This is a genomic window from Aquimarina aggregata, assembly GCF_001632745.1.
Classification (GTDB): Bacteria; Bacteroidota; Bacteroidia; order Flavobacteriales; family Flavobacteriaceae; genus Aquimarina; species Aquimarina aggregata.
The window spans coordinates 302,180-323,821 of the sequence record NZ_LQRT01000060.1 but is presented as its reverse complement, the minus strand read 5'-3'; the positions used below and the strand labels follow the sequence as shown (position 1 = coordinate 323,821).

Below are 21,642 nucleotides of genomic sequence, written 5' to 3'. Positions count from 1 at the left end.
CTTGCGGTTATCCTCGCAAGTAGATAGGTTGCGAGTTGGTTGCGACTCGCGGTTTAATTTGCTACTAAACCTAGTTCTATTTGTTGCAGGCAACCTTTTAAAGCATTATCAATACTAGCTTTTAGCCAATCATACTCTTTCATATCTATGACTTCAAAACAGTAACTCTTAGTTTTCTTCTTCCCTGCCCGTCCGGCAGGCGGGTTTACTCGCTTTATATACCCTTCTTCCTGTAGTTGTTTGTGATAGCCCCTAAGTGTACTTTCTTTGATATTTAGTTGCTTGCGGATTTCAGCATTGGTAAACGTAGTTTGTTCATTACTTTTTAAGTAGGCTTTAAGCCTTTCTAAGTGGTTTCTGGCTGCACCAGTAATGCGATCACTTTTACGTAGTAACACTTCTTTGATAATCTCATTGGCTTGCTCTATATCATCAATGGTAGTTTCTATATATTGCTCTCCAGTCTCCTTATCATATTTTTTTGGTCTTTGCCACTGGCAATAGAAGGTAATGGCTTCTATAAATTGTAAATAATGCGCATTGGTTCTTCGTGGTTTAAAAACTGATACAGGTAAGGTTAGATATTCTGCATATGGATTGCGAACCGATACTACATTTAGTGATCGTTGTACACTTCGTAAAAAACGTGCCGATTCAAATTCTTCTTTCTGATTTCGTTTGCCAGCCGATAGTAATCGCTGATAATCCATAATCTTTTGATCCTGTTCCTCGGATTCGTCTATGTAAAGTAAAAAGCTTCTGTTACTATTATCTTCATAAACAGATTCTTGAGTGGTACAACCTGCAACACTTACAGGGCCTTCTACAGTTAAGTGTATAGTTTTCGTTGTGCCTTTACGATCTTTATGAACTACCGTTTTGGTAATTCTCTTTTTAGATTGTAGTTCTCGTAATGGGTACAATACACTTTCTGCTCCGTCCAGATCCTCAATAAGTATAAGTTTGTTTCGTAATTCGGTTCTATTGAAGTAATAAAAAGCATTGGCCGAGAGTACCGTAATTTCTATTTTATCTTCATCGGGGATTAATTCCGCTACTTTAGATTGTAAATGGGTTTTACCAACGCCACTACTGCCTAAACTGATACAGTGTAATGGATTATTGGTTTTACGACTCGTAAAGATCAAGTACATTAATAATCTGTTGGTTTCTTCCCCTATGACTCCGGATTTGCCTATGAGTTCGTTTGTTTTGCTTAATAGGCCTTTAGACCTTAGGAACTTGATGGCTGCTTGTTCTTCTGTCGCAGATAATTCTTCGATAGGTGTTTGGTTAGCTTCCTTCTCTCGTTCCAGTTCTTCCATACGATATTGCTCTAGTGCTGATGTAAGTTCTTGTAGTGTCTTTCGGGTAACACTAGTACCGATCTCGATACGTTCTGCGATCTTTCGTACAAATTTCTCGACCATATTGTCATTATACAGATCGATACTATGACGTAGCACATTAATGCTTTTGGGTTTTTGTACACTCATCGTTACGCGCATACGTTCTAAGTTGTTGAACTTGATCCCTCCTAAAATGTGGATTTCTAAATACGCATTGACGTACTGGTAATTGTGTGGGTTGTGTGTTTTTAGCATTTGTTGATAATTTTTAGAATATATCTTATATGATGCAAATATATCTAAAAAGATATATTATTATAGTTCTTATAAGATGTAATTATTAACAATATGGGTGCTATATGTGTTTTTAAAGCATCTTATTCGTTATTTTTGTAGTAAATAGTATCATATCTGATTTATGACCTTAGGACAACGCATACAGGAACTTCGTAAAAAAGCTAACCTATCACAGAGTGAGTTAGCTGCAAAAATTGATATCTCATATCCGCAGATGAGCCGTTATGAGATTAAAGAAGTACAACCGCCTGCAGACGTATTAAAACGTCTTGCTGATGTCTTTGGGGTTTCTATTGACTATATTGTAAATGGTTCTTTAGAACAAAAGGCTCAAGATTCTTTAGACGATGCAGAACTGTTATCACAGTTTAAAGAAGTAGAGCAAATGGATGAAGATGATAGAGGTACTGTAAAAAAGCTAATCGATGCATTTATTACTAAACGTAAAGTGCAAAAATTAGCGCAGTAAAATTGTAAACTTTTTATTAATTATAAATATTACTAATATGATGCGCGATTGTTGCAATGGATGTGAGTGACCAGATTTACAAAGAATGTTAAGCGTTTAAAAAAACGCTTAAAAGCAGTAAACTCTCTTCTTAAAGAGGTTGACACAACATTACTTCTACTATTTAAGATTTTCAGAAAAATCTGGATCTTCTTAAAACTATTTCAAATACTATTCTAACCAAAAAACCACTCCGAAGAGTGGCTTTATTTCTTATAATTAATCTCAGGTTATAAATCCGAGCTATCTGATCTGATATCTTCTTCTTCAACAGTAACAACATTTATAGTCTCCATTTCATTATTTACAAATTCAACTTCATAAGCTATTGGCGTAAACTCATCATAAACCATTACTACTGTTCCTGTAGTATCTATTGGTATATCCTCTGATATTTCTTTTTTTGACTTTACTACATCATATAATTTAAACATAATACAATTCTATTTTGCCGGAAATCCTGTTACTAATTTCACTAATCCGTCTTTGTTTTTAATCCACGCAAATGTAACATCAATAACTCTGCCATTAGCTCCTTTGATAGCTATATTTTGAGAATATTTTGTTCCATATTTAGTTACTTCTGTTGCAATTGCTTTTTTATTATTAAATACGATTTGCTTCGCTAAATCATCAGCATTATCTAATGTAAATCCTAATGCATCTTTAAAAAACTTTGCTTTTGAGCCTCCTACTGCGTGGTCTAAATTCAATAAATATCGAGCCAATTTATCTTTGACACTTGACCTCATAGTTGAGTTAAAAACACTTTTAAATCTTACAAATTTGTAAACATAAGAGCCTCCTTGTAAGACTTTTGCAAAAGCCCATTCTCCTACTACAAACATCACTAATTCTCCAGCAGCAGTATTTCTCTGTTTTTCAGCTTCAGCAAAATCAGATTCTGTGGGATTCATTGGGTCACCACCGTTTTCAAGAGCGACGCGACTTGCATTTCCATTACGATACGCTTGAGCGTAAAAAGAACCTGCATCTGCCATTGCCTTTGGTTTCTTCTTATCATCGCAGTCATCACATTCTGCGGTTTGCCCATCATCACTAGAAAAGGTACCATCATCATTGTTTGTCCAAGTGGTTTTACCATCTCCTGATTGATTCCATAAATCATTTATAAAAGACTCTGCATTTGCACCACTAGGATCTGCCCAATACACAGGATTATTATCAAAAGCAGTATAAGTAGAAAAATTGTGATGAGTAACTGGGTCAATTGAAGTAAATCTGGCAATAGCTGGGTCGTATTGTCTAAACTCCATTTCATATAAATCTAATCCTAAAGATTCTTCTAACTCAATACCATTGTATTTAAACTGCTGTGCTGTACCATTGGTATGAGGGCTTACTATTTCATTATATCCTTTGTGTTTTAATCCAAAAGGATAATAGTTATTCTCCTCAATGATCTCATCCTGAGCAATTGATCCATTACCATTAACATCTTTATAGGACAATCTAATATTTCCTAAATGATCAACATATTGATATACATAATCAAACCCATTACTATTGTTAGGTTCTGCATATCCTTCAGAAGTGCTTAGGTACTGAAGTTGTCCATTTCTATAAACGTAATTACCAGCATACTCTGTTGTTATTAAAGAACTTCCACTAGGAACAGTTTTCTTTAATTTTGCTCCAGTTGCGTCGTAAATATAAGAAATAGTTCCTGCACCTTCACTATTAGAGATGGCAACAGTTTTTGGCAGGTTTAAATGATTATATGTGATATTGGTAATACCTTTATTTTTATCTAGGATCATGTTACCATTAGCATCATACTCAAAATCATCATTGGTATTGGTGCCGTCCTTAAAACCAAAGTTCTGATTTGCTGCGTCGGTTACTTTTAGCAACTTGTTGCCACTATCATAGTCATAGATCAATTGATCCATCTCTCCAAAAGAAGTTGCATTTATATCCAGGTGTCCATTTCTGTTTAATGATTCAATGTTACCTACTTTATCATAAGATACATTACTTAAATTATAGTTACTACTAGTACTACGACCAGCAATAATCCTATTTAATGCATCGTATTGGTACCCATAGGCTCGTTTGGTATTGTCATTGGCAGTTTTCCAAAGGGTTTCACTTATATTACCATTATATAGAGCAGTTGCACCCAAACTTTCTGTGGTGGTATTATAGTTAATCCCAAAAGCAAACAAGTCATTACCTAAAGTTGTAACATCGTTGATTCCTTTTAACCAACCTCGTATATTATAAGCATAGTCTACCGTTTGCAACCCCTCGACTCCGCTCGTGGTGACAGTTCCACCTACATTCTTTTTAGTCAACTGCCCAATTTCATCATATGCGTTACTAGCAATGCGCTCTTCTTCTTGATTATTGATCTTTTGGGTTTGATTTAATAATCTACCCATATGATCATAAGTAAAGTTATCTACCGTTGTGATTGTAGCTCCTCCTTTTATATGTACGGTATGGGATTTTAAAACTTTCCCTACAAAATCTAATTTATTAAGTACATAATCATCGGTACCTAGATACTCATTCTTAACAATAGTCTCCCAAGGTCTACCTTTCTCATCATAATAAATAGTAGTCGTAATCCATTTATTTGTATCTAATACCCGTACTTGAGATACCGTAGGCAACCCTTTTACTTCGGCTGTAGCGGTCATGCCTTCCCAAGTGATGGTAGTTGTTTCAGGATTCAGCGTTACTAGATCACCTATGTTGTAATCGTCATAATAATTCACCGTAAGAATTTTATACATTCGTACTGGATATGAATCATTTGTATAGTACATTGTTGCTCCTGCAATAGTAATAGGAGCTGTTGATCTTGACTCGTATGTAGCATAAGATGTACCCCCTGTTTTCTTGCGAAGAAGTGCTACGGTACTCCCATTTTCTATAATTCCGGTATAAGCAACTCTTCCAAAGGCATCATATTTTGTAAATAACCATCTTCTTTTTGCTCTTAAATTAGCATCTTGAGTTAATACAGGTTGGTCTAACCTATTGTATATAATATACTCCCAATCTTTACCCGGAATTTTCTTTTCGATCAATCTATTTCTATGATCATAACGATATTGATAGCACAACTCTTTTAATTCTATTGCGCTTACGTCATCGTCTGTAGTAACTTTTGGAGGTATCACAAAAGTTAAGTTTCCAAAATCGTCATATACATAATAGGTGTCATGTGCAACATTTGCATTATACGTTCGCTTTAAAACTACTTGTCCGGATTTATTTTTATACTCTTTAGTAGTATGATTATTGCCATCTGCAGGGCTCCAGTTTTCATCTTTGGTAACTGTTACATATAATTCATTAGGTAAATAATGGTTTTCTTTTACTAATTCTGGTTTTTCGGTATTTCCTCCTGTAAAAATTACCTTAAAATAGAATACCTCATTAGCATCATTCGTATTCCAATCAAATTTTATAGTATGATCGGTGTCATTAGATGCATTAGCTTTCCAGGCTTTACCTGGTGCGCCTTGCTCTAGCACTCGATTTAATGGTGAGTTTTCAAATACACTTTCTGAATATGCATTTACGGCTGCGGGATTGGTTATCCCAGGAAAATCGTCTGCATAAATATCTAGATAATATGTATTAATATCCTGGTCAACATCTACTGCCTGCAAACTTCCTGAGCTTGCATTGGATGCAAAAGGCAAGTACTGTTTATCTTGTCTACCGTAACTATCATATTGTATATGGGTAACAATATCTTTACCCTGCGGTGATGCCTTAATAGCTCTTTGTTGTATGGGTCTACCCAAGCCATCAAAATAAGTAACACTTTCTATAGCATCATCTACAGCACTTATTGTAGAACAATCTACGTTATTGATTTCTGCAATGGTTAATGCCACCTGTGGCACAATGGTATGTATATAATTTTCGTCTGATAATGCTACCTGCGCCTGGATTTGAAATCCCATGAATAGCATTATAATACTATATATGATTTTATTTTTTATCATCTTAATTATTATTTATGGGATTAATGTTGATCTCCAATCGGTCCATCTCCGTCCCCAGAGGACTTATTGACAATTATTGGCATTGTTTTTAATACGATTTGACCTGTACGTGTATCGGTATAGGTAACACTTAATTCGTATTCTCCGTTTTCAGTAACTCCCACCGTATAACTAGATCCACTACCTACATTACGCGTCCAGGATGGGTTACTTAATCTCCATAATTTCCATTGAGTTCGGGTATAGTATCCTGAACCACCAGTAACACTAGTGATATTAAATCGTACACTAGGTGTAGAATTATTAAGAGATGCATTACCAGGAGTTACATTAATTACCATAGGATTATACGATTTAACTACATAATCAGTATCTCTATAATGTGTAGGCTGTACTTTGGTATCGATCACTCTTAGTTTTACAGTATAAGTGCCTGTACTTGTAAAACGATATGACATCCCTGTTCCTGTGGCACTTTGTTTAGTACCATTAATAAACCATTCATATCGACGTTGACCTGATCCTCCAGCAAATCCTGTTCCACTAAAAGACACGGTAGTACCCTTTACAATATGTGGTTTACCACTAATTACATGACCAATCAAAGGATTGTATACACGCATTGTTCTTTGGTTACTATTTACAGATTCTCCACTTTCATTATCAATTACCTTGAAATAAACAGTATAGGTCCTGTTGGCCGGAAAATTATGTGTATAACTGGTCGTAGTAGTACTCTGTTTCACCCCATTTAGGTACCATTCATATCGTAAGTTACCTGATCCTCCAATAATATTAGAAGCTGTATAGGTCACCTGCGTTCCTTCAATAATATCAGGGTATGGATCACTTATTGTTGGGGTGGCCAAAGGAGGATATTTTACGGATACTACAAGTATTTTGCTCACAGATCTTTTGGTTTGCGTATCATATGCCAATACAGAAATAGTATACTCCCCCTCGCTAGAAAACGTTTTAATAAATGAAGGACTGATATCACATTGCTCCTGAACTCCATTTACTTTCCAAGTGTATAAGAACTGACCGGCACCACCAGCAAAACTTGCTGTGAATGTAATAGGTTTATTAGGTGTTACTAAACCAGGAGAGGTTATATCAATATTAAATGCCCCATATTGATTGGTCTGCTGATTTGCATAATTGTAGTTTGTTTTTTGTACAATATGTCCATCCCTATCCAATATATACTGCAATCGATTTAAATCGTCATATTGATAATACACGGTTTCTCCTTTTGGATTCGTCATGCTTGTGACTCCTATTAAAGGGTCATAGGTATATCCACTTACTTGCGCATTTGCAAAATAGGAATGATCTCTTAACGCTTTAAAAAGATTACGCATGGTATTCTCTTTTGCTTCTGAATTTTCGGTATCTGATGTTGTTTTTAATTGATTGATCAAAGTTATTACAGTAGCGGGTATTCCTGTATAACTGGCATTATTTATTTTTACAATAGGTAGGGTATTATGATATCCCCAGATGTACATCATGTGGCTACCACTTTCTTGAGAAACCTCTAGCGGATTCCACTGAGAATCATACTTATGATATATAAGACGTGGTTCTAGAGTTTTAGTCCCTTTAGCGATTTTAGTTATCTCAGGAAGAATAATTCCGTTACCCCAATCTTTAAATTCGGTAACCTGAGTTCCTAAAACAGTAGCATTTTTTGTTGTTTTTGTTTCTATGGGAGTCGTAATTCTATTTTGAACTACCAAAAGATTATTTACCGTACCACCTTTATCATAAGGATACGTATAGGTTGTGGCTATTGCACTCCCATCACTATCTGTAGTGGTCTGGGTCTTAAGTTGCCCATAAGGGTTATCGTATGTATAGGCATTATTTTGGGTAATTGTTTTATTATGATGTATTTCTTCTTGTGTTGAAGAAAATATAGGATACACCTCTGAGTGATTGGTATATCTAGTTGCTTTGAAAACATTTGGATTATTTATATAATCGACTTCTGCAATTCTATATGCTGGATCCGTTGGATTTCCAATAATATAAACATAGTCAAACTTTACTTTACCTACTTTTAAGTTGTAAGAATTAAAATCAACCGCAGTTCCATTATTATCTTCTAGAGGACCATAGACATTTGTGGTTTTTGTATTCATTTCATAAGAAGCTCCTTTTTTAACGAAGGTTTCTTGTTGTAATGTTAATCCCTTTCGCCAATTTTTTTTATCTGTAGGAGCATAAGGGAAACTTTGTGTCAAATCTGTTTCTCCCGAAAAATGATATCTTGTTTTTAAGACTTCACCAGAAGCACCAACTAGTTGCTCTTCTACAGAGGTATATAATACTGGACTACCGATATATGTACTTAATGGAAGCATACTAGTCGAAAAGACTCTTGTTAAATAACAATCCATTTTTGGTATAAAAGGAGGTCTAGTAAGTTGAGGGTAATGATGAGATTCATTGGTCACATATTTGGGTCTAGAAAGATTAATCCCCGTTGACTTTACCATATCTTCTTCAAGATAAGAGTATCGTTTTGTAATACAATCTCCCTGTTCTCCACAAGAGTTAACCTCTTTAATTCGAATTCCTCCTAAAGAAATGTTAGTAATCTCCGGATCTGGTGGTGGATTACCTGAATAGTATCTTAAATTCACATTAACTACTGCTCTCGCAGCGGTTTCTGGGTTTGCTACATCCCCATTTCTTTCAAAATAAACTTCAATTTTGTACTCTCCTGGCTCTACTCGTAGTAATGTATTTTCAAATACCTTAGGAGTGTTAGGAGATTGCTCTCCGTCTTTTATATCATATAGGTAATTACATAAACCTCCTGATCCAGTACAGTTGGCTATAGAGCTTCCATCAGTCCTTTTTAATTGAACTGATACTGTCGCCCCTGGTGCCGAAGTACTAAGATCGTATGAAAGTGAAATATATGTCTCTCCTCCTGGGCTTTCTTTTGGTGTAAATATTACAGGTATGGTTTCTAAAATAAAATCGGATCCCTCATAACTATCCGAAGTAATATTTATGTTTATTGGAGTATCCAAACGATCTTCCGCACCAATTTCTCCTGTATCTATTTTTCCATATACCTGATTTTGTTCATAGGTAAATTCTGAATAACCTTGTGTGGGATAATAGATTTTCTTTAATGCACCTAATCTAGTACTATTAAAATCTGGAGCTCGATTTGAATTTTTGGAAATCAGACTTCCTGTATTATTATTATTTCCATTATAATATCCCCAATAATCCTGTTTGTAATAGGCAATATCAGAAGGAATGTTTCCATAATACCCAAACCTATAAAAATTCTCTTTTTTACTAGTATTACTTTTTCCTCTGTCTATATTGGTGAGTAATTTTCTTTTTACATTTTCAGTATCATATGTAAAAGTATAACCCATTATTTCTTGTCCAACCGTATTAGTTATTCTGATAGCATCCAAGGATACTGGGTTTTGCCCGAATGTAACATGTAATGGATCTAAAACCGTATAGTCAAAGTTTATAACTTCTGACGGAGTATTGATTCTAGAAACCATTAAGCCAAAGGTTTCATTAAATGTTGACGTTTTAGATACGCCATCAAGATTTCTATAATTATCACATAAACTATAGTCAGCAGAAAAAAGATCATATTTAGCCCATGAATCTGAATATATATTTTGCGCTGTGTGATAATTGATATATTCAAAAGTAATTTGTTTGTTATTTAGAAGTTCAATACGATCTATAACCCAAGCAGAAGTATAGAATGTAATAGGAGAGCCTACATTATCAATTACTTCTTGCTGAGAAGTCTCTTTACTTATAAAATAATATTTGATTCCTAAATCATCAATAAGTTCAAAACCACCATCATTAGGCAATCTAGTAAGTTTATAATTTTTATAGGGCGCAAATATGGCTTGTCCTTCATGATTGAAGTAAAAAGTTGCCGATAAAGAGCCTATATTGATCATATACTTATCCGATTCGGTATCCCATCGGCCTGAAGCAGATTCTTTTAATAGATCACCGGTTTCATCAATTGTCATTTCATGAATACTGGTTTGGTATTTATACACTTTCTTTCCTATTTCGTTAGGCCCTATATATCCAAATTGCGATTCATCTGCCTTACCACGAATTTGCCGAGTAATCATACCTTTTCCCGAAAAATCCCAACCTAAACCTAAAGCCCCAGATATCTCATCTACCATCAATCCCGAATAATTATAGGATAATGAAATAGGTAAACTAAATCCTGATTCATTAATAGTATGTAATGGGATGGTATGATTAATTTTACCTGTAGAAAGGTTTACAGGGATTTCTCCATATTTTCCTAAACTTGCTGCTTCCGGCGAAACAGGAAAAATTTGTGGAGGTTGTGACAATTCTTGCCCCTCTTGTGCAAAAACTGATAACCCCAGAAAAACCAGAGTTAATAGCGTAATAAAATATTTCATAAAGTGATTAAAATTAGAATTGCATAATGCTTTCTGTAATCAAACTTTCTTAACGCTGAAAGCTGACTGACTTATTTTGACTAGTGCGTAATGATTTAAGTAATTATTTTTTAATAAATGATATAATATTTTAAGAATCCCCTATATAAAATATAGAGGATTCTACTTATTTGATTTTATAGTGGACCTTGTGGTCCCCCACCTCCACATGCATTACTAATACAACTATTAAAAGAATTTGTACATCGTATATAAGTAGCTTCAATTTCATCTATATTAGCCAGATAATCTTCTCGTATTTGATCACAATTAAATGGTCTATCTGCCACCGGCCCATTACATTTTCGCAATAGATTATCCCAAGAAGCCGCCCACCAAATACAATCTTCATAGGGCCCATCACAAAGAGATGCTCCATAAATACATTTACTAGCTACACTTGCTTCTCTTATCTTAACATCAGATAACATCACATCGGCAAGTTTTCTTAATCTAAGTTTACTTTTTTCATCCAATTCAATACCGTTTCTTCCATCGGCTGTAGCTTTAAAATCTAAAGCTAAACGTCGTAAAGCATCTACATTTTCTGATACACTCACAAACTCTTCTTGTTGAATTAAAAGTTCTTCAGAATTTTCTTCTTTGTTGCATGAAATAATAAACAAAACAGACAACACTAAAATGAATTTTTTCATGGGTTTGAGTAATTAATCATTTGTATGTCTCTTGATCATTTATAGACATTCAAGAGTTCTGTCTATCTATATTATTTATCTAAAAAGAACAAAACATGTGTTATTTCTAATTCATATTAAAAATGAAATTTTATAATTTTTTTGAAGTGTTGATTGGCATAGGTAATACTCCAAAAGTATAAAGAACACTAGGTCATATGCAATTAGAACAGATACAGATTTATAAATTTTACATCCAAAATTCATAAATTAATCGTAACAAAATAGGAGGTTAATACATTATAAATAAAGGGGTCTTGATTTTTATCTGATTTTTGAATTGTATATTAGCTCCCGAATTAAATTAGGGCAAAAATCTAAGGTTGAAAATCACGAATTATCCAAATAAATTTAATTGTTCAAACAATAATTAAAAGTTTGACTTAAAGAAAAATGTAATAATTCATGAGGTTGCTACTAAGACATAAAATGAGTAATTTAATAACGCTATTCCAGGTTTTGGTTTTCTACACATTGACAACCTCCCATACGTATAACAGACATTACGCATCAATTAAACTAAAAGATAATCTAATTCAGAGTAAAAAAACTCCTGATTCCCTACAAAACAAAACATATAAAGAGTTAGAGAATCGTTTTAATGCAAATCGAAGTGATTCATTATTAGTAACAACATATTCTTATGCTTATTTACGAAAAGCAAAAAAGGAAAGTAATACTTTTGAAATCGCTAACGGTTATCATATGTTATGTCAAATCACTATTGGTGATTTGGACACATCTGTTAAATATGCTGATTCTATTATAGACCTCACTAAAAATAAGCGTTATAAAAAGTACCCAACAAGAGGTTATCTATTCAAAGGTCTAATCTGTTTTTCTAAGCATCAATATAGCAAGGCTTTAGACTCATATTTATTAGCACTCAGATCTGCAGAGTTAGACGATGATGCTGAAAACATTATTGCTTTAAAGCATAATATTGCCTTGTTAAGACATACACTAGGAGAAGATAGAAAAGCATTAGAAACCTACTTAGACAACTTAAAATTTATCAAAACTCAAGATACTCTTGTTAAGTTTCGCCCTCATTATGTAACTACATTATTTAAAATATCTAGCACTTTTAATGATTTAAAAAATGTAGATTCAGGACTAATTTATATCAAAAAGACCATTAAAACTAGTCTTGCTAAGAAACCTCAATATTATTATAAAGAAGCATTAATTAATTATGGGATAAATAGTTATTTAAGAAAAGATTATCAAAGTGCAATTGATAGTTTAACTAAAGCTGAAAAGTTACTAGGACCGAACAGTATTTATGCAAGCAAGGTGAAATCATATTTATGGCTTGGTAAGAGTAATATGGCACTAAACAGAGAAAGCAAAGCTTTTGTTTATTTTAAAAAAGTAGATTCTATGACAGAAATGTCAAATTATTCTGCAAGTATTAGAGATGCATATACCACACTAATTGATCATTATAAAAAGATAGATGATAAAGATAATCAGCTACGATTAATGCAAAAGCTTATTCAATATGACAGTGTTACTAATAAAAATAACAAAAGACTAAATGTTGATATCGTTAGAAATTATGATACAGCACAACTTATTAAAGAAAAAGATCTGTTGATTAAAGATGTTCAAAATCAAAATCAAAAGACAAAATACAATTCTTTTTTGATAGGAGTTCTGTCGATATTTATGATAACCTTATTCTACTACTTCTTTTACAAAAGGAAAAGATTACAGGATCAAAAAGGGTTTAACAAAAGACTAGAAAACATCAAAAATAAAAAAATAAAAAAAGGAAAAGAACTAGAGATAGATACAAAAGTAACCAATAATATTATTCAAAAACTAGAAAAATTTGAAAATTCGGAAGCATTCTTAGATAGTAATTTAACGATGGCAAAAGTGGCTAAAAGCTTTAAAACCAACTCCACATACTTATCTAAAATTATTAATACTCATAAAAAGAAAAATTTTGCGAAGTATCTGAATGATCTAAGAATAGAATACGCTATAAAAAAAATAAAGACTGACCGTAAATTTAGATTATATGCTATAAAATCAATAGCCAAAGACGTAGGCTTTAATAGTGTGCAATCCTTCTCTAATGCTTTTTATAAAAAAACAGGAAAATACCCATCTGAATTTATACGGAAGATAGACTAATACTTAGCTAAAAGTATCGTAATATCATAAGTAATAGAGACATAAATTTTAAACAATAGATTTACTATTTCTAATATATATAATATATATTAGCTTCAATTAAACTTATATACAGAAAAAATGAAAAGGAAAAATCTAAACACTATTTCTCTAAAAAAAGCTACAATTGTAAAATTAAATCATATTCAAACAACTCAAATCCAAGGTGGTAGCAAAGGCTGTTTAAAATCGTATCCAATTGGTGAATGTGTTACAGGTACTTTAGTTTCAGAACAACATGAGTGTTAATCACTTTAAATTTCAAAAAAAGCCTTGGTGATGATGACCAAGGCTTTTTTATAAAACTTAAAAGAGTTACCTATTCCCAATATTTTCACAAACACTTTTACATACGTTATAGAAAGTCTAATTTTATGATAATTTTGGAATATTCATAGAGACTAACAACTAATACAACAAGAAAATCAAAATTGGTTTTTCCTCTTTAAATCTGTAAATTTGAAAAGTAAAAATTTCTTATAAATGTCGTGTGCTATTGCATTTTTTCAAAAAAATATAAAACTCTTTTTCACTTCATTTCTCCCCATATTTCTCTTATTTAATAGCCTAACTCTTTTTGCCTTTCAAACTTCCTCTGACAGCTTATCAACAAAAGAGTATTCGTATTTAAGAAAATTAGTATACGGAAATTTCAAGGACTCTTTAAAAGCAATCCCGTATGCACAATCATATCTTTATAAGGCAAAAATTGATAATGACACTATCAAAATAGCTAATGGATTCTTTTATTTTTCAATTGTTACTCAAGATGAAAAAATTAAAGACAAATATATAGACAGTATGATTCTATATGCAAAAAATTTAAACACAAAACTTTATCCAGCATCAGCTTATTTTTATAAGGCTAAAATAGCATACAATAGAGGGAATTTTAAAAAAGCTATTGACTTATACCTTAAAACCAATGAAAAAGCAAAAGAGTCCGGAAATACTCATTTGTTTTATGCTAGTAAAAAAAGTATGGGCATCTTAAAAAGTAGAATAGGTGAACATCAAACGGCATTAAAAGAACTTAGACAATGTTATCAGTATTTTTCAAAATGTAAAAAGGAAAAATCAAGAGACTATTTAAGAACATTATTTGCACTATCAGATGCTTATAACTTAAATAAGAAGCTAGATTCGGCAACGTATATTAATGTTCTTGGATATACAGAATCTATAACTTTTAAAGATGAAGATTTTAGACATTACTTTACACTAAATGAAGGTATTAATCTATTTGATAAAAAGAATTTCACAACAGCCAAAGATAGTTTATCAAACGCTATTAAAGAGTTTAAATTGAATGGAGATGAAGCCAATCTTTCTATGGCTTACTTTTTTTTCGGAAAAACCTTGGATGCATTGGGCGAAGAAAAAGAAGCTATTAATGCACATATTAAAGTTGATGAAATATTTCAGAACATAGCTGAGATTATGCCCAATAATCGCGAAAATTATGAAATCTTAATCAATTATTACAAAAAATTAGGTGATAAGGATAATCAATTAAAATATATCCAGCAATTAATTACTGTTGATAGCATACTGCACACTAATTATAGGTATTTAATAAAGGGAGTTGTACAAAACTATGATACTCCAAGATTACTTTCAGAAAAACAAAAAATTATCGATAGTTTAAAAACTGGGAAAAAAACATCCTACACGATTATTAGCATATTAGGAATTGTTAGTTTTTTGTTATCTATCTTATGGTTAATTAATAGAAGACGTCAAAAACAATATAAACGACGATTTGAAGAACTTTACCATAAAAAAGATGTTCCTAAAAAAGGTGACACAAAAACAGCATTGCAGCAGGAAAAGGCAAAACTTACTATACCTGATGAAGTTGTAAAAGAGATTCTTAACAAATTGAAAATTTTTGAAAATGAATTAGGGTTTACGCAACAAGAGATATCATTAACTTCTCTAGCAAAGAAGTTTAAAACCAATTCGAACTATTTATCCAAAATCATTAATACATATAAAGAAAAATCCTTTAAGCATTATATCAATGATTTAAGAATAAATCAATCTATAGTGAAGTTAAAAACAGAACCTAAATTCAGAAACTATACTATAAAGGCTATTGCCCAAGAAATGGGATTTAATACGGCAGAAGTTTTTTCAAAAACCTTTTACAACCAGAACGGAATTTATCCATCCTATTTTATAAAAGAATTAGAAAAACAAATAAAATAATTTTTACGGGTGAAGGTTTATATAGTAAAGTATAGAAAACTATTAAAGGATAACTCTTGTTTATATTATAGCATAGGATCACTACCTTTAAAATAGCTTAAATGAAATTAAAACAACCTTGTATTCCTAATATTTTCATAAACACTTTTGCATACGCTATAGAAATTCTAATTTTAGACTTCAAATTAAGAAGTATACATGCAAAATCAAAAACACCTCTTTGACCTTTCTGAAAATATTACCTATTTAAACGGAGCATATATGGCTCCACAATTAAAATCTGTAACCAAAGCTGGGTTAGAATCTGTAGCTCGAAAAGGGCAACCTAATACAATTTTACCTGATGATTTTTTTACTGACAAAGAGATTTTAAAACAGCGTTTTGCCACTTTAATTCATGCTCCAGATTACAGAAATGTAGTGAGTATACCTTCGGTATCCTATGGTATTGCAAATGCTGCCAATAATGTTCCTATCCAAAAAGGAGATGAAATACTACTGGTCGATGAACAATTTCCTAGCAATGTATATATCTGGCAAGAGGTTGCCAAGAAAAAAGAAGCTACTATAAAAATCATTAAACCTCCTCAAACTTTTGAAAACCGAGGGCCAAAATGGAATCAAAATATACTCGCTGCCATAACACAAAAAACAGCTGTTATTGCTTTGGCACAAGTGCATTGGGCAGATGGTACTTTGTTTGATTTAAAAACTATACGAGAAAAAGCTACACAGTCTAACGCAATGCTTGTCATAGATGGCACACAAAGTGTAGGTGCATTTCCGTTTTCTATACAAGAAATTGAACCAGATGTATTAATTTGTGGAGGTTACAAATGGTTACTTGGTCCATATTCTATTGGAATGGCCTACTATAGTGATGCTTTTAATAATGGTACACCTATCGAGCATAATTGGATGAATCGTTACAACAGTCAAGATTTTACAGGACTCACTAAATATGAGGATCGTTATCATGAAAAAGCAGCGCGATATGCTGTAGGTGAAGCAAGTAATTTTGTACTTACTCCTATGATGATAAAGGCCATTGACCAATTAATCCAATGGCAGCCTAAAAACATACAAGACTATTGTACAAAAATCTCTGCCCACGCAGTTAATGAGCTTAGAGATCTTGGATGCTTTATAGAAAATGATCTCCATAGGGCACATCATCTTCTTGGGGTTTATTTTCCTGAACATCTAGATGTAGATAAATTAAAAACAAAGTTAAAACAAGAAAACATTATTGTGTCTTTTAGAGGAAACGCCATGCGTATCTCTCCGAATGTGTATAACTCTGAAGCTGATTTTGATCAATTATTAAAATGCTTTAAAAGCATATTATAAAATAGAAATTCTCTTTATCATCCTTGCGTATTTAACTTTACCATAACCAAAGCCTAATCCTTTGGTTATCTTGTATAGTTATTTATACTATATTTTAGTTGAAACAAAGTTCAACTCCGGCCAGAGTTTATTTTAATCTTAAAATCGAACTCATGAAATTTCCAAAAATCAATTACTTCTTAAAACTATTTGTTTTAGGATTAGTGATCATATCTTCTTTTTCTTCTTGCGAAAAAAACGATGACAGTACGGTCGTATCTATAGAACAGCTAGATAAAGAAGAAAACCTATCCCCTTCAAAGAATTCAACCTTTTTAAGACAACAAGAAAGTTTAGGTGGTCATACTATCGAGCGACATGTAGGAAAGTCCACAGCATACCTTCGCAATAGATTAAATACAAGTTCAATTAGTGCCGCCAGTACATACTATGAGTTAAACCAAGCTGGACAAGTAATCGTAAATGCTATTAACACAAATAGGGTTCGAATTAATAATTGGTTAAGTGGCGGTGGTTCCAGACTTACATTAAGCTATACACATAGAAGAAATATAGGTGTTGTATTAAGGAGAGGGCAAAATAATCCAAATCCTTCAAGAAAATTTAGAGTGATCTTACAAAAAAGATCAAGTGCTCCAAATGGATATTATGTATTGACATCATACCCAAATTAATATTTTAATGCATCAAAAACCAAAAACCCTCGTATCTAAAAATTGAATTTAATATATTTGGATTTGAGGGTTTTTAAACTGAATAATAAAGTATGTTAGAAGTAAAGTACCCCTTTTTGTTTCAATTTCTTACCGGATATTTCTCAAGTGCAGATCTCGATAATCTGAATGATCAAGAAGTGGTAAAAAGTTTTTTTTCTGAAAACCCATTTGATATCATCAACCAAACTCAAAAAGAATTAAATATTATTATTGAGGACACTAGTATTTTAGCTGAAATAGGTATCGAAGCCAATAAATATTTTAGAGACGATGATGAAACTATCTCATGGGTTAAAAGCATAGCTCAAAGTTTTACTAACGAATTATCTTGAAAAACTCTTTAGAATTTTACGCTTATATAACATTCTATAAAATACTTAAAATATTATATTTGTGCTAAAATACCCGCTTAGTGAGCACTACTTTAATCTCGCAAACCATTTCACAGTCTCTGCAAGTACAGAAACTGGGAAAAGCTATTGCCCAATCTGAAGCAAAAGTACATTTACAAGGCCTACTAGGATCTTCTCTTTCTTTTGCAATTACTGCCATTTTTGAAACTAGTGAGCAACCCTTTTTATGCATTTTTAACGATAAAGAAGAGGCAGCATATTATCTAAATGATCTTGAACAATTACTGGGTGACAAAAATGTTTTGTTCTATCCCGGTAGTTATCGTAGACCATATCAAATAGAAGAAACCGATAATGCTAATGTACTACTTAGAGCAGAAGTTCTTAACCGAATTAATTCTCGCAAAAAACCAGCTTTAATCGTTACCTATCCCGATGCTCTATTCGAAAAAGTAGTTACCCGAAAGGAACTGGAAAAAAACACACTAAAAATAAGCGTAAATGACACCTTATCTCTTGATTTTATAAATGAAGTTTTATTTGAATATCAATTTCAAAGAGTAGATTTTGTAACAGAACCAGGAGAATTTTCGGTACGTGGTGGGATTGTAGACGTTTTTTCTTTTAGTAATGACAAACCTTATCGAATCGAGTTTTTTGGAGACGAAGTCGATAGTATAAGAACATTTGATGTAGAAACTCAATTATCTACAGATCAAATTAAAAAAATTACGGTAATTCCAAATGTCGAAAATAAAGCCATGCAAGAAACTCGAGAGAGTTTTTTAAAATATATTGCTTCAAAAACGGTAGTTCTTGCCAAGGATATTGATTTACTTTCTGCTAGAATTGATAAAAATTTTGAAAAAGCCGAGGTGGCTTTCAAAACATTATCAGAAGATATAAAACATGGCAAACCAAACGAACTTTTTGCCACTTCAGAACTTATTAAAAAACAATTATTAGAGTTTACATTAGTAGAAATTGGAGACCGACCTTTTACCAAAGCAGATTATGCTATAAAATTTGACACTAAGCCTCAACCATCGTTTAATAAACAGTTTGATTTACTGATTCAAAATCTAAATGAAAATCATGAAAATGGATATAAGAATTATATCTTCTGTGTGAGTGAGCAGCAAGCAAAACGTTTTCATGATATTTTTGATGATGCCGATCTTGATGTAAAACAATATGAAACTATTGTTTTTTCTGCTTTTCAAGGTTTTATAGATCACAATCAAAAGATTGCCTGTTATACCGACCATCAGATATTTGAGCGTTATCACAAGTTCAATCTAAAAAATGGATACGCCAAAAAACAAGCTATTACCCTTAAAGAGCTTACAAATCTTGAGGTTGGTGATTATGTTACCCACATAGATCATGGAATAGGAAAATTTGGAGGCCTGCAAAAAATAGATGTTGAAGGTAAAAAGCAAGAGGCTATAAAATTAATTTACGGAGAAAGGGATGTACTATACCTGAGCATTCATTCTCTGCATAAAATTTCTAAGTATAACGGTAAGGATGGTAAACCTCCTCAAATTTATAAGTTAGGTTCAAAAGCTTGGAAAACTCTTAAACAAAAAACCAAAGCTCGTGTAAAACATATAGCGTTTAACCTCATTCAGCTATATGCAAAGCGAAAGTTACAAAAAGGGTTTCAGTATAACCCTGATAGCTATTTACAACATGAACTTGAGGCTTCTTTTATCTATGAAGACACTCCCGATCAAAGTACCGCCACAGAAGCTGTAAAAGCGGATATGGAAAGTGAACGTCCGATGGATCGCTTGATATGTGGAGATGTTGGATTTGGTAAGACAGAAGTTGCTATACGAGCTGCATTTAAGGCCGTTGATAATGGTAAACAAGTCGCTATTCTTGTTCCTACTACAATTCTTGCTTTTCAACATGCAAAAACATTTAGAGAACGTCTTAAAGATTTCCCGGTAACAGTAGATTATGTAAACCGTTTCCGTACAGCTAAACAAAAAAGAGAAACATTAGAAGAATTGGCATCAGGAAAAGTTGATATTATTATTGGTACGCATCAACTGGTCAATAAAAGTGTAAAATTTAAAGATCTTGGATTATTGGTGATCGATGAAGAACAAAAATTTGGGGTATCTGTAAAAGACAAGCTTAAAACGATTAAAGAAAATGTAGATACACTAACATTAACCGCCACCCCTATCCCTCGTACATTGCAATTTAGTTTAATGGCAGCCCGTGATTTATCAACAATCACTACACCACCTCCTAATCGATATCCAATAGAAACCAATGTGATACGATTTAACGAAGAAACTATTAGAGATGCCATTAGCTATGAAATACAACGTGGTGGACAAGTATATTTTATTCATAATAGAATTGAAAATATAAAAGAAGTAGCAGGTATGGTACAACGTCTTGTTCCTGATGCTAAAGTAGGTATTGGACATGGACAAATGGAAGGAAAAAAATTAGAAAGTTTAATGCTTTCTTTTATGAATGGTGAATTTGATGTTTTAATTTCTACTACTATTGTGGAGAGTGGCTTAGACGTGCCAAATGCTAATACTATTTTTATTAATAATGCCAATAATTTTGGGCTTTCTGATTTGCATCAAATGCGAGGTCGTGTGGGTAGGAGCAATAAAAAAGCATTCTGTTATTTTATCACGCCTCCTTATTCTGCTATGACAGAAGATGCACGCAAGCGTATTACTGCTCTAGAGCAATTTTCTGAACTTGGAAGTGGATTTAACATCGCTATGAAAGATCTTGAGATACGAGGTGCAGGAGATTTGTTGGGTGGTGAACAAAGTGGTTTTATTAATGAAATTGGATTTGATACCTATCAGAAAATTCTAAATGAAGCTATAGAAGAACTTAAAGAAAATGAGTTTGCCGAACTTTATGAAGATGAAGCCAAAGAAAAAGTATATCTAAAAGATACCCAAATTGATACCGATTTTGAACTGTTGTTTCCCGATGATTACATTAACAATATTACAGAACGATTAAATCTTTATACCGAACTTAACGGAATAAAAGATGAAGAAGCCTTGCAAAACTATGAATCACGATTAATTGATCGCTTTGGCGAACTACCAGACCAAGCGTTAGATTTATTAAATTCTGTTAGAATAAAATGGATTGCAACCGGCATAGGCTTGGAAAAAGTAATTCTGAAACAAAACAAATTAATTGGATATTTTATTAGTGATCAACAATCTGGTTTTTACCAGACTCCTGCGTTCTCTTTAGTACTTCAATTTGTACAAAAGAATCCTGGTGTTTGTAAAATGAAAGAAAAACAAACCAGAAATGGGTTACGCTTATTACTAACTTTTGAACACATAAAATCTGTTGACAAAGCATTAAAGGTTTTACAACCGCTAAAGCTTGAGAATTAGTAAATTGAATATATCTTATACAAGACCACTGTCTAATTAGTGGCACCTGTTAATTTTGTAAGAACAATCTTTCTTTTTCTTGTTTTAAAG

General features: G+C 32.6%; 13 protein-coding genes. 8 read left to right on the top strand and 5 right to left on the bottom strand.

What is annotated here, in order from left to right; genetic code table 11:
• Positions 1-53: 53 nt before the first annotated feature.
• Positions 54-1,604 carry a hypothetical protein gene (locus AWE51_RS25930; RefSeq protein WP_157766240.1) on the bottom strand — a complete coding sequence of 517 codons (1,551 nt, stop codon included), beginning with the start codon at positions 1,602-1,604 and terminating at the stop codon, positions 54-56.
• A gap of 163 nt (positions 1,605-1,767) precedes the next feature.
• Between AWE51_RS25930 and AWE51_RS25925 the strand changes: the two genes are divergently transcribed.
• Positions 1,768-2,115 (top strand): helix-turn-helix domain-containing protein, encoded by a 348-nt coding sequence (locus tag AWE51_RS25925; protein WP_066320334.1) that lies wholly within the window; start codon positions 1,768-1,770, stop codon positions 2,113-2,115.
• A 269-nt stretch (positions 2,116-2,384) separates the two neighbouring features.
• On the opposite strand, the gene AWE51_RS25920 is transcribed toward AWE51_RS25925, so the two are convergent.
• The 4 genes from AWE51_RS25920 to AWE51_RS25905 all read right to left on the bottom strand — a co-directional run bounded on the left by AWE51_RS25920 (position 2,385) and on the right by AWE51_RS25905 (position 11,292).
• Complete coding sequence (locus tag AWE51_RS25920) at positions 2,385-2,588, bottom strand: DUF4926 domain-containing protein (RefSeq protein ID WP_066320333.1); 204 nt, start codon at positions 2,586-2,588, stop codon at positions 2,385-2,387.
• Positions 2,589-2,597: 9 nt separating this feature from the next.
• The gene (locus tag AWE51_RS25915) at positions 2,598-6,101 is read right to left on the bottom strand and encodes a DUF6443 domain-containing protein (RefSeq protein ID WP_066320332.1); all 3,504 of its coding nucleotides are present in this window, start codon (positions 6,099-6,101) and stop codon (positions 2,598-2,600) included.
• 62 nt (positions 6,102-6,163) lie between these two features.
• Positions 6,164-10,597, bottom strand: coding sequence for an RHS repeat domain-containing protein (locus AWE51_RS25910; protein WP_066320329.1), 4,434 nt, complete (start codon positions 10,595-10,597; stop codon positions 6,164-6,166).
• A gap of 176 nt (positions 10,598-10,773) precedes the next feature.
• Positions 10,774-11,292 (bottom strand): hypothetical protein, encoded by a 519-nt coding sequence (locus AWE51_RS25905; protein ID WP_066320327.1) that lies wholly within the window; start codon positions 11,290-11,292, stop codon positions 10,774-10,776.
• 468 nt (positions 11,293-11,760) lie between these two features.
• Here AWE51_RS25905 and AWE51_RS25900 point away from each other — a divergent pair, with 468 nt between their 5' ends.
• From AWE51_RS25900 to mfd, 7 genes are all read left to right on the top strand, one after another.
• The gene (locus AWE51_RS25900; RefSeq protein WP_157766239.1) at positions 11,761-13,476 is read left to right on the top strand and encodes a helix-turn-helix domain-containing protein; all 1,716 of its coding nucleotides are present in this window, start codon (positions 11,761-11,763) and stop codon (positions 13,474-13,476) included.
• A 120-nt stretch (positions 13,477-13,596) separates the two neighbouring features.
• Positions 13,597-13,764 (top strand): class I lanthipeptide, encoded by a 168-nt coding sequence (locus AWE51_RS26810; RefSeq protein WP_157766238.1) that lies wholly within the window; start codon positions 13,597-13,599, stop codon positions 13,762-13,764.
• A 234-nt stretch (positions 13,765-13,998) separates the two neighbouring features.
• Entirely contained in the window at positions 13,999-15,726 is a 1,728-nt protein-coding gene (locus AWE51_RS25895) for an AraC family transcriptional regulator (RefSeq protein ID WP_066320323.1), read from the top strand.
• A gap of 198 nt (positions 15,727-15,924) precedes the next feature.
• Positions 15,925-17,076, top strand: a complete 1,152-nt coding sequence (locus AWE51_RS25890; RefSeq protein ID WP_066320320.1) for an aminotransferase class V-fold PLP-dependent enzyme — start codon at positions 15,925-15,927, stop codon at positions 17,074-17,076.
• Between the two features lie 152 nt (positions 17,077-17,228).
• Positions 17,229-17,750, top strand: coding sequence for an RNase A-like domain-containing protein (locus AWE51_RS25885; protein WP_066320319.1), 522 nt, complete (start codon positions 17,229-17,231; stop codon positions 17,748-17,750).
• A gap of 92 nt (positions 17,751-17,842) precedes the next feature.
• Complete coding sequence (locus AWE51_RS25880; RefSeq protein WP_066320316.1) at positions 17,843-18,124, top strand: hypothetical protein; 282 nt, start codon at positions 17,843-17,845, stop codon at positions 18,122-18,124.
• A gap of 80 nt (positions 18,125-18,204) precedes the next feature.
• Positions 18,205-21,552, top strand: coding sequence for a transcription-repair coupling factor (gene mfd, locus AWE51_RS25875; protein ID WP_066320313.1), 3,348 nt, complete (start codon positions 18,205-18,207; stop codon positions 21,550-21,552).
• The last annotated feature ends 90 nt before the right edge of the window (positions 21,553-21,642 follow it).

Coding starts and splice junctions, on each gene's coding strand:
- AWE51_RS25900 (WP_157766239.1), top strand. CDS start 11,761: ATGAGTAATTTAATAACGCTATTCCAGGTTTTGGTTTTCTACACATTG.
- AWE51_RS25890 (WP_066320320.1), top strand. CDS start 15,925: ATGCAAAATCAAAAACACCTCTTTGACCTTTCTGAAAATATTACCTAT.
- AWE51_RS25915 (WP_066320332.1), bottom strand. CDS start 6,101: ATGGGATTTCAAATCCAGGCGCAGGTAGCATTATCAGACGAAAATTAT.
- AWE51_RS25905 (WP_066320327.1), bottom strand. CDS start 11,292: ATGAAAAAATTCATTTTAGTGTTGTCTGTTTTGTTTATTATTTCATGC.
- AWE51_RS26810 (WP_157766238.1), top strand. CDS start 13,597: ATGAAAAGGAAAAATCTAAACACTATTTCTCTAAAAAAAGCTACAATT.
- AWE51_RS25885 (WP_066320319.1), top strand. CDS start 17,229: ATGAAATTTCCAAAAATCAATTACTTCTTAAAACTATTTGTTTTAGGA.
- AWE51_RS25925 (WP_066320334.1), top strand. CDS start 1,768: ATGACCTTAGGACAACGCATACAGGAACTTCGTAAAAAAGCTAACCTA.
- AWE51_RS25880 (WP_066320316.1), top strand. CDS start 17,843: ATGTTAGAAGTAAAGTACCCCTTTTTGTTTCAATTTCTTACCGGATAT.
- AWE51_RS25920 (WP_066320333.1), bottom strand. CDS start 2,588: ATGTTTAAATTATATGATGTAGTAAAGTCAAAAAAAGAAATATCAGAG.
- AWE51_RS25895 (WP_066320323.1), top strand. CDS start 13,999: ATGTCGTGTGCTATTGCATTTTTTCAAAAAAATATAAAACTCTTTTTC.
- AWE51_RS25930 (WP_157766240.1), bottom strand. CDS start 1,604: ATGCTAAAAACACACAACCCACACAATTACCAGTACGTCAATGCGTAT.
- AWE51_RS25910 (WP_066320329.1), bottom strand. CDS start 10,597: ATGAAATATTTTATTACGCTATTAACTCTGGTTTTTCTGGGGTTATCA.